Origin of the sequence: Streptomyces sp. NPDC057287 (assembly GCF_042667905.1) — a bacterium.
Classification (GTDB): Bacteria; Actinomycetota; Actinomycetes; order Streptomycetales; family Streptomycetaceae; genus Streptomyces.
Genome location: NZ_JBHUYV010000020.1, coordinates 153,971 through 163,061, shown reverse-complemented (window position 1 = coordinate 163,061; position 9,091 = coordinate 153,971). Strand labels below are relative to the sequence as shown.

Here is a 9,091-nt window from a genome sequence, read left to right as displayed (position 1 = left end):
GTGTCGTCAGGTCCACGTGGCTGCGCGGCACGCGGATCGCGGCCGACGGCGTACTCGCCGAACCCACCGGCCGCCTCCTCGAAAGGAACCACTGAGACCCTCCGAACGGCGGTCCTGCCCAGAAGTCCCTCCGGAGGCCTGACTTCCCATCAGGATTCGTTCCTCCTCCCCGAAGGTCTACCAAGCCTGCCTGGCGATGCCTTCACGTCTCGGCACGGCGGAACCTACGGTTTGTGGGCTACCCAGAGCAGTTCCGCAGGCCAGCGGTGTGCCCAGTCGGGTGGATCGGTCTCGTTGTAGCCGTTGGGTGTTCCGAGTGCGGGCCGTGGCTCGATGAGGTCGTCGATGATGAGACCCGCGCCGCGCAGGACCTTGACCCAGTCGCCGTAGGTGAGCTGGTAGCTTGTCGCGCCGTCGCCCTCGGCGATGGTGTTCAGCCCGAAGTAGTCCTGCTGCAGCGTCCTGGTCACGCGGCCGGCGGCTTCGTCGTAGCAAGCTTCGAACCATGGGCTGGCGACGTTGAACACCAGGCGCCCGCCCCGGCCCAGGACGCGTGCGGCCTGCGGGACGGCCAGGTGCGGGGGCGCCCAGCTGAGCCCACCGAAGTCGCAGAACACCAGGTCGAAGCTGTCCTCGGCGAAAGGGAGTTGTTCGGCCGCGCCTTGCACCAGCGGGTAGCGGGCCGCTCCCATCGCTCGTGCCGCAGCGGAGAGTTGGGCTTCGGACAGGTCGAGGCCGACCACGGAGGCACCCTCGGCGGCGAGCGCCCTGGACCACTGGCCGGCGCCGCAGCCCAGTTCGAGGACGCGCTTGTTGGTGACGTCGCCCAGGGCGTGCAGGTGCGCGTCGGGGATGGAGTACATGCCCCACAGCCGGGGCGCGGAGCCGATGTGCGGGTCGTGCTTGTGCTGGTAGGCGCTGCTGATCCGGTTCCAGAGCCGCCGGTTGGCGGGGATGCTGTCCACGTGCCGACTCCAGCACTGCCTGCCGGGAGCGGTCAAGACGATCAGGGCAGCGGCCGGCCCTCGCCTCGGTCCGGCCCCGGCTCGGTCCGTGCTCCGCCGAGCGAGCCCTCGGGGCGGGTGCGGCACAGTTCGTGCTCCACGAGCGTGGTCATGGCCCGCTGGGTGTCCTGGCCGCCGTCGCTGTTGACGTACACCACGGCTGTCCGGGCTCCGTCCCGGGTCACGCCGCCCCAGGTGCGGTAGCCGAGCAGGTTGCCCGGGTGGCCGAAGTAGCTGCCGCCGCAGGGCAGCTCCAGCTTGCCCAGGCCGAGCCCGTAGTCCACGCCCGGATCGGGTGTGGGCACGGTCGTGGTCATCTCGTCGACCTGCGCCGGAAGCAGCAGACGGCCGTCGAGCAGTGCGGCGTAGAACCGGTTCAGGTCGTGGGTGCTGCTGATGAGCGAGCCGGAGCCGACGGCCATGGTCGTATCGAGCGCCGTGACGTCGGTGCCGGTGCCCGTACCGGTGCCGAAGGCGGTGTAGGCCTGGGCATGCGGGCCCGGGATCCAGGGGAAGGTGCCCGGCGCGGCGGTGTCCTTCAGGTCCAGTGGACGGATGATCCGGGCTTCGACCTCGTCGGCCCAGCTCCGGTGGGTGACCTTTTGGATGATCATCGCGGCGAGAATGTAGTTGGTGTTGGAGTACGACCAGCCGGAGCCCGGGACGGGAGGATGCCGCATGGCCCGCGCGACCACCTCCTCGGGGGTGTAGGTGCGGAACCGCTCGGCCCGATAGCCGTCCGCGCTGTTCAACGCGGGTATGTCCGGCAGCACCTCGGGGATGTGGCTGGTGTGCTGGAGCAACTGCCGCACGGTGACCCGGCTGCCGTCGTTGCCGTTGCCCCGGACCACTCCGGGCAGCCGGCGCTCGACGGTGTCCTCCAGGGACAGCCGCCCCTCGCCGACGAGTTGCAGCACGACCGCGGCGGTGAAGGTCTTGGTGGCACTGCCGATCCGGAACCGCCCGTCCCAGGGCATCGGCCGTCCGGTGCCGATCCGGGCCGTCCCGGCGCGTGCCCTGTCGCGCGTGCCCGGCGACGTCACCTCGGCGAGCACACCGACGACCCCGCTGCCGTGGACGGCGTCCACCTCCCGCTGGAGGGGATCGGCCCGCTGCGGCTCCGCCGCCGTCGTCGGCCCCACCGACGCGGCGAGGAGAACCGAGGCCACGCCGGTCACGAGCAGGCCGCGGCGGCGCCTTCCCAACCTGTGCATGATCACTTCACATCCGTTCGGGTCGCCCGCGCGTCCGGGGACCGCCGGGCCCGTCCCCGAGCCGGCGGTGGCGACCATCTCACCAGCGGCGAGGGGGACTTGCCCATCCGGCCCTCCCCCCGACGTGACGGCGTGCTGTCCGCAGGGCGGTGCCTGGGGTTCCCCTGACCGGGAGGCTGCGGTTTCCCCCCGGTCCGTACCCGAACAGCTGGGACGCCGGCCAGCAACCGGGGAGTCAGCCGATGGTCACCACCCGGGCCCACGCGGGTGGTCCGTCCTGGCGGTACTCCGGATCAGTCTCGTCGTAGGACGAGCGCCCGTGGTGCCGGCCGAACAGTCCCACCACCGTCCGGCACGCCGGACGCCGGGACGGCCAAGGGGTCTGGCCGTCGGTCAGGATCACCACGACGTCCGGGCGGGGACGGGACTCCAGGGCGCGGGTGAATCCCGTACGCAGGTCCGTGCCTCCGCCGCCGAGCAGCTCGACGCCCTCCGTGCCCCCGCACAGGGGGCGGACCCGGCCCGCCGCCGCGTCGCACGGCAGTACGCCGACGAGGTCGCCCCGGCCGCCCACGGCCCGGGAGATCGCCGCCACCTCCAGCAGCGCACTGCCCAGTTCGGCGTCGCTGACCGAACCCGAGGTGTCGATCACCACGACGACCCGCGTCGGTCTGCGCCGCAGGCTGGGCAGGACGGCGCCGGGAACGGACGCCGAGCGACGGGCCGGCCTGCCGTAGACGTAGTCCTCTCCCGTGCCCGGCGCGGAGGCCGCCGCGCGTACGGCCGCGCCCAGCAACTGCCTCCATGGCTGCGGTGGGTGGAAGGCCTCCTCCGCCCACCGCAGCCACCCCGCGGGCGCGTTCCCCGGACGGCCGACGATTCCCTGCGCCACCCGGAACCGGACCGCGTCCCGTTCCTGCGCGCTGAGCCCGCGCGCACCGTCCGGGCCCAGGTCCCAGGGACGGTGGAGGCCGTCCGCGCCACTGCCGCACTCCAGCCACGCCAGGTGGGCGGTGTGCGGGCCGAGCCTGAATCGGCGGAGGTAGTCCTCCATCAGTTCGCCGTCCTCCAGCCCCAGATCCCCAGGCAGTACGGCGCCCTCGGGCCTCACCAGGCCGTCGCCGAAGACGTCGTCGTTGATCTCGCAGTCCGCCGCGATGTTCATCCGCAGCCGCTCGGCAGGGCCGCTCAGCTGGTGCCGGTGCGCGTAGCGGTCGCTGCGCCCGTGGTGGTCGCGCAGCAGGTGGGACACCTCGTGGACCCATACACCTGCCAGCTCCTCCACGGGGGTGCGGTCGACGAACGCGGGTGACACGTAGCACCGCCAGTAGGCGTCGACGGCCATCGTCGGCACGCCGCGCGACTCCACGGGGTGCAGGGCGAACAGCGCCGTCGCCAGGTAGGGCCGGACTCTGGCCGCGTGCAGGCGGGCGGCGAAGAGCTTGCCCGTGTCCAGTTCGTTCCCGGCGTCCTCACGGGGGCGCTGCCGCAGGGGTGCGGCAGGCCGGCCGGGGGCGGGGCCGTTCATCGGTCCGCCCGTGCCACGGTCAGGGCCCGTACCTTCGCCAGGTCGGCCCGCCGGGACACGGACACCGCCCCGGCGAGCCCCTCGATCGACACCGGAACGTCCCAGTCGTCACGGCGCAGGGAGGCGAGCGTCGTCGCCGGGACGACCAGCAGATCCGGAGCACCGGTCTCTGCAGCCCTGGCCAGCAGGGCCCACGCGGCATCCCACCGGTCCCGCCCGGGACGCGCGCGGACCGCAGCGACCACCGCGTCCAGCGCCGCCTGCCGCAGATCACCGCGCTCCGGCAGGTGCGCGCCGCCGGGATCGGCCAGCAGGTCCTCCGGGTCAGGCAGGTCCATCCGGTCGAGATACGCCAGTAGTTCCAGCCCGGGCCCGTCCCCCACCGTTCCCCTGACGAGTATCGACAGGACGTCGCGCGAGGCGTCGGCGGCGGTGGCGAAGGCGATCAGGCACAGCGTCATGTCCCAGCTGCGCGGTGAGGGCCAGGCGCCGCCCCGCCGGCTCTCGCCCGAGGGCAGCCGGTGCACCAGGGCCGGCCGCGCGCCCAGCAGTCCGCACACCGCGCGGCGGGCGAACGCCACGGCCTCCGGCAGCCGGCCGGCATCGAGCGTCGGCAGCTCGGCCCGGGGCCAGACGCCGCCGAGGCCGCGCACCACCACGTCCGCGTCATGGACCCACTGCAGATGGACGAACCGGTTGGCGAGGGGCGGACTCAGCTCCCAGCCGTCGGCCGCGGAGGACCGGGGATTGGCGGCGGCCACGATCCGGACGTCCGGCGGCAGCCGCAGTGAACCGACCCGGCGTTCCAGCACCAGCCGGAGCAGGGCCGCCTGCACGGCGGGAGGGGCGGTGGACAGCTCGTCGAGGAACAGGAGCCCGCGCCCCGCCCGCACGAGCCGCACCGCCCAGTCCGGCGGAGCCATGGGGATGCCGTTCCCGGCCGGGTCGTCCCCGATGACGGGCAGCCCGGAGAAGTCCGACGGTTCGTGCACGCTCGCGATCACCGTGGTCAGCGGCAGGTCCAGGGTGGCGGCGAGCTGGGTGAGCGCGGCCGTCTTGCCGATGCCGGGCTCACCCCACAGCAGCACGGGGAGGTCGGCCGCCACGGCCAGGGTCAGCGCCTCCAGCTGCGGATCCGGGCGCGGTGCGGTGGTCGTGTCGCGCAGCAGCGCCAGCAGCGCGCCCGACACGTCGAGCCGGGAGGCCCGGACGGAGCCGGCGTCGAAGGGTGACGGCTGGGGTGTCTCGGCGGGCGGGGTGTACGTGGGCATGAGGCATCACCTGTGGGGTCGTCGAAGGCGGTCCCGGCTCGGAGGCACGGGCGCGCGTGGGTACGTACGGAAGGAGGGCGCGGGCGGCGGCGTGGTCCGCCGACGGCGGAGGTCAGCGAGAGGCTGCTTGCCGTGGTCGTGAGCGGTGGGTCTCGGGACGGGAGGGCGTCCTGGGCGGCTCCCGCAGGGGGGCGGGACCAGCCAGTCCCGCCCTGAACAAGCCGTGCCCGACGCGCCGTCGGGCCGCGTCGAGGAGCGCGTCGCGCAGGTCGCCGTCGCGCAGGAGCGCCCCGGCGCCGAGCGTGCTCTCGACCCGGGCCAGCGCTCCCGCGGAATCCCCGTGCGCCAGCCGGTCACGGACATCGGTCAGGCAGTCGGGCCTGCGGTGCGCCGCGTCGATGACCTGGAGGCAGGGGAGGGGCGTGCCGGTGAGTGCGGCGAGCAGTTCCTCCCGCCGGATCTCGGCGGGATCGTGGTCCAGCGGGACCAGCACCCCGTCGACCAGGCCGATCCGGTGCCGGTCGCCGCGACAGTCGACGACACGCGGCACGGCACGGTCGTCCGGAACCGAGTCCGGGGCCGAGCCCGAGCCCGAGTCCGGGGCCGAGACCGAGCCCGAGTCCGCGTAGGTGCCCCTGTCCGTGCCGGGGCCGGACGCCGGCGTTCCGGGTGCCAGGGCCGCCGCGACGAGGGGGTGCAGCCGGTCGGCCGCGATCCAGCCGCCGCGCAGCAGTTCCAGGTCGGGCAGGACCCAGGTGGCGGCGTCGGGCAGGACAGGCAGCCCGACGCAGGCGCCCGCTCGCGCGAGGCGGGCCGACCGTACCTCCGGCGCACCGTCATCTGCGCCTGGGGCCAGGGGCGAAGGGCGTACGTCCAGCACGAGACGGCGCCGGGCGCCCAGGCGGACCGAGACCGGTCCTCCCCCGGGGCGTCCCTCCGTGCTCAGCAGCAGAGCCGCCTCGGCGGCCCACCCGTCAAGTGCGAACCGTGCCGGGTCCGGTACCGACGCAGCCCACGCGGGCAACGGCGCACGGCGTTCCCCGGAAGGGGCGGCACCGGCCCGGGAACGCCCGCGCAGTTCGCCGCTGCGGCCCGCGTCCCACAGATGGCGGTGCAGGTCCATGCGGAACCGCCGGTCCGGGACGCGGTAGCCGCGCGGTCCGGACTCGCGTCCGGGCGGCACCGGCCCGTCCCACACCGCGAGGCTGATCCGCTGCCCGGCCTCCGCCCACGCGGGGGCGGTGCGCGCCACGAGGTGCACGGGGCGTGAGCGCCCGGGCTCGTCGTACCGGGCGAGGACGAGGGTCGCACCCGGCCGCAGGAAACCGTCCGGCGCGGTCCTCGGCATGTGCCACCGCAGCAGATCGGGTGCCAGTCGGCGCAGGTCCGCCCGGAGGCGGGCCGCGGTGTCGCTGCCGTGGACACGGGAGACGGAACGCAGGTCGAGGTCGACGTCGAATCCGGCGGCGGCGCAGGCCCCCGCCCAGTCGCCGGCGGTGCGCCGGGCCGTCGCGGTCCGGATCATGAGGGGTGGCACGGCGACTTCGCGCACGCGCAGCCAGAGGGAAAGTCGGGAATCTCCGAACGCGGTTCCGGTGAGCATCAGCACTCACCTTGCGCGGTCGGGACCCCCAATCCGTGAACACATCGAGTAGTCATCGGCGGGAGCGTAGCCCGGACCGCCCACGGGATCCACACCTTTTCCGGAGCGGCGCGGGGTGCGCCGGTCAGCCCGCGCCGGCGGAGGCGGGCCGGAGAGGAGACCTCCACCCCGGTCCTGGAGTCGCGAGCGGCCTAGGGTTCCGTGCCATGAGTGAAGCCGAACACGTCATGGACTGGCTGCAGGGCTGGTACGCCGCGCAGTGCGACGGGGACTGGGAGCACGAGTGGGGCGTGAAGATCGACACTCTCGACAACCCTGGCTGGTCCGTCGGCATCGACCTGGAGGACACCTACCTCGAAGCTCATGACTTCCCGCGCCAGGACCTCAGGCGCGGCAAGGACGACTGGATCATCGCCTGGACCTCCGACCTGACCTTCCACGCGGCGTGCGGACCGGGCAACCTCACCGAGGCCCTGACCCTCTTCCGCGGCTGGGCGAGGGAGAACACCCCTGACCGGGGATGAGCCACCCCGGCCCGGCACCTCGGGCCCCGGACGGACCGTACCGAGGGCGCCGGGGGCACTCGCGGCTGAGCTGGTCGCTCAGGCGAGGAAGGCACGGCCCAGCACCGGCCGTGTCCCGGCACTCCTCGAAGTAGGCGTGCTGGGCGCCGGGGAGGAGGTGGACCCGGGCGTCCGGGACGCGTTCCGCCAGCAGTGGGGCGTTCTCCGGCGGGGTGAGCGGCCCTGGTCGCCGTGGAGCACCAGCGTGGGCGCGGCGACGGAGGGGAGCGCCTCCCACGCGTCGTGCCGGTTGCCGGCGACCAGGTGGCCGCGGCGGGCGTGCGGCGGCATGTGCGGGTCACCGAGGGTGCCGTACGGGCCGGGATGCTCCGCCCTGGCGTGCGCAGGGACCCTTGGCCCCACATGAATGCGCATGATGGCACTCCCGCTCGGGTCACCGACACCTCCGGAGGCAACACATGGCCGAGAAAGCAGCGCCCGCCGATGACCTGCCGCTGTCCGGCATCACGGTCGTGAGCATCGAACAGGCGGTGGCCGCCCCCTTCGCGACCCGCCAGCTCGCCGACCTCGGAGCGCGGGTGATCAAGGTGGAGCGCCCGGACGGCGGCGATTTCGCCCGACGGTACGACACCACGGTGCACGGCCAGTCCAGCTACTTCGTGTGGCTGAACCGGTCCAAGGAGTCGGTGACCCTCGACCTGAAGTCCGAAGAGGGCCGGCAGGTCCTGGAAGAACTCCTGGCCCGGGCGGACGTGTTCGTGCAGAACCTGGCGCCCGGTGCCGCCGCGCGCATGGGCCTGGGGGCCGAGGACCTGGCGGAGCGCTTCCCGTCGCTGATCCCCTGTTCCGTCACCGGGTACGGGTCGAGCGGACCCTGGGCGGACCGCAAGGCCTACGACCTGCTGGTGCAGTGCCAGACCGGTCTCGTCTCGCTGACGGGCAGCGCCCAGGAGGCCGCCCGGGTCGGGGTGTCGGTCGCCGACATCGCCGCGGGCATGTACGCCTACAGCGGCATTCTCACCGCCCTGTTCACGCGTGCGACCCGCGGGTCCGTACGCGCCGTCGAGGTCTCGCTGTTCGAGGCGCTGGCGGAATGGATGGGCCAGCCCGCCTACTACACGGCGTACACCGGCACGCAGCCGCCCCGGATCGGCACCCGGCACGCCACGATCGCCCCGTACGGCACGTACACGGCGGCCGACGGCAAGGACGTCCTGCTCTCCGTGCAGAACGAGCGCGAATGGGCCGTCCTGTGCGAGCGGTTCCTCGGCGCGCCCGGCCTCACCGGGGACCCGCGCTTCGCCACCGGATCCGCCCGGGTCAGCCACCGCGACGAGGTCGACGCGCTGCTGGCCGAACGGATCGCCGTGTCGGACAGCGCTGAGGTGATGAAGCTGCTCGACACCATCGGCATCGCCAACGCCGCGGTCAACGACGTGAAGCAGTTCCTGGAACATCCCGTGCTGACCGGCCGGGACCGCTGGCGGGACGTGCTCGTACCCGGCGGGGAGACGGTGGCGGCCCTGGTCCCGCCCGTCGACCTGGCCGGCACCGCCCCGCGCATGGACGCCGTTCCCGCCCTCGGCGAGCACACCGGGCGGATCCTGGCCCAGTTGGGCTACTCACCCGCCCGGATCGACGCCCTGCGGGCCGGCGGCGCCATCTGAGCAACCGACACGCCGCCACGGCAACAGGTATGCCGGCAAGGCAGTTGGGCGGTCCATGCCCTTCGTGGCGATCTGTGTCCCCCGGAGTCGCGGGGGTGCCGGGCGAGACACGGCCGATCCGGATCCACAAGTGTCATGAACCTTGTCAGTCTGGTCCGGGCCGCTCTATTGTCGCGGACAGAAAGCGCTTTCCGTGACCTGGATCCGTTCCGGTGGAAGCGTCCGTCGCGACGGCCGTCGTGACGGACGCGTACGAGCCGCCACCGGTGTGGCCCAGGGC

Annotated in this window: 8 protein-coding genes; 2 read left to right on the top strand and 6 right to left on the bottom strand. The window is 73.5% G+C overall.

Features of this window, described 5'->3' with window-relative positions; genetic code table 11:
- Nucleotides 1–224: 224 nt before the first annotated feature.
- The 5 genes from ACFUNE_RS31295 to ACFUNE_RS31275 all read right to left on the bottom strand — a co-directional run bounded on the left by ACFUNE_RS31295 (nt 225) and on the right by ACFUNE_RS31275 (nt 6,620).
- Nucleotides 225–965, bottom strand: coding sequence for a class I SAM-dependent methyltransferase (locus ACFUNE_RS31295; protein WP_383574984.1), 741 nt, complete (start codon nt 963–965; stop codon nt 225–227).
- A 41-nt stretch (nt 966–1,006) separates the two neighbouring features.
- Nucleotides 1,007–2,218 (bottom strand): serine hydrolase domain-containing protein, encoded by a 1,212-nt coding sequence (locus ACFUNE_RS31290; protein WP_383574982.1) that lies wholly within the window; start codon nt 2,216–2,218, stop codon nt 1,007–1,009.
- A gap of 235 nt (nt 2,219–2,453) precedes the next feature.
- Entirely contained in the window at nt 2,454–3,746 is a 1,293-nt protein-coding gene (locus ACFUNE_RS31285; protein WP_383574980.1) for a VWA-like domain-containing protein, read from the bottom strand.
- Nucleotides 3,743–5,017: an AAA family ATPase gene (locus tag ACFUNE_RS31280; protein ID WP_383574978.1), complete on the bottom strand. Its 1,275-nt coding sequence runs from the start codon at nt 5,015–5,017 to the stop codon at nt 3,743–3,745. Before ACFUNE_RS31280 ends, ACFUNE_RS31285 begins: the two co-directional genes overlap by 4 nt.
- Before the next feature lie 112 nt (nt 5,018–5,129).
- Complete coding sequence (locus tag ACFUNE_RS31275) at nt 5,130–6,620, bottom strand: hypothetical protein (RefSeq protein ID WP_383574976.1); 1,491 nt, start codon at nt 6,618–6,620, stop codon at nt 5,130–5,132.
- A gap of 206 nt (nt 6,621–6,826) precedes the next feature.
- On the opposite strand from ACFUNE_RS31275, the gene ACFUNE_RS31270 reads away from it, so the two are divergent.
- Nucleotides 6,827–7,144, top strand: coding sequence for an immunity 53 family protein (locus ACFUNE_RS31270; RefSeq protein ID WP_383574974.1), 318 nt, complete (start codon nt 6,827–6,829; stop codon nt 7,142–7,144).
- Between the two features lie 78 nt (nt 7,145–7,222).
- Here the strand turns inward: ACFUNE_RS31270 and ACFUNE_RS31265 are convergent, their stop codons facing one another.
- Complete coding sequence (locus ACFUNE_RS31265) at nt 7,223–7,558, bottom strand: hypothetical protein (RefSeq protein ID WP_383574972.1); 336 nt, start codon at nt 7,556–7,558, stop codon at nt 7,223–7,225.
- 44 nt (nt 7,559–7,602) lie between these two features.
- Here ACFUNE_RS31265 and ACFUNE_RS31260 point away from each other — a divergent pair, with 44 nt between their 5' ends.
- A complete protein-coding gene (locus ACFUNE_RS31260) occupies nt 7,603–8,811 on the top strand; it encodes a CaiB/BaiF CoA transferase family protein (protein ID WP_383574970.1) in 1,209 nt (402 codons plus the stop codon).
- Nucleotides 8,812–9,091 lie beyond the last annotated feature (280 nt).

What these genes read in the sequence shown, in the direction of transcription:
- ACFUNE_RS31290 (WP_383574982.1), bottom strand. Translation starts at nt 2,218, where the DNA reads ATGCACAGGTTGGGAAGGCGCCGCCGCGGCCTGCTCGTGACCGGCGTG.
- ACFUNE_RS31285 (WP_383574980.1), bottom strand. Translation starts at nt 3,746, where the DNA reads ATGAACGGCCCCGCCCCCGGCCGGCCTGCCGCACCCCTGCGGCAGCGC.
- ACFUNE_RS31280 (WP_383574978.1), bottom strand. Translation starts at nt 5,017, where the DNA reads ATGCCCACGTACACCCCGCCCGCCGAGACACCCCAGCCGTCACCCTTC.
- ACFUNE_RS31275 (WP_383574976.1), bottom strand. Translation starts at nt 6,620, where the DNA reads ATGCTCACCGGAACCGCGTTCGGAGATTCCCGACTTTCCCTCTGGCTG.
- ACFUNE_RS31270 (WP_383574974.1), top strand. Translation starts at nt 6,827, where the DNA reads ATGAGTGAAGCCGAACACGTCATGGACTGGCTGCAGGGCTGGTACGCC.
- ACFUNE_RS31265 (WP_383574972.1), bottom strand. Translation starts at nt 7,558, where the DNA reads ATGCGCATTCATGTGGGGCCAAGGGTCCCTGCGCACGCCAGGGCGGAG.
- ACFUNE_RS31260 (WP_383574970.1), top strand. Translation starts at nt 7,603, where the DNA reads ATGGCCGAGAAAGCAGCGCCCGCCGATGACCTGCCGCTGTCCGGCATC.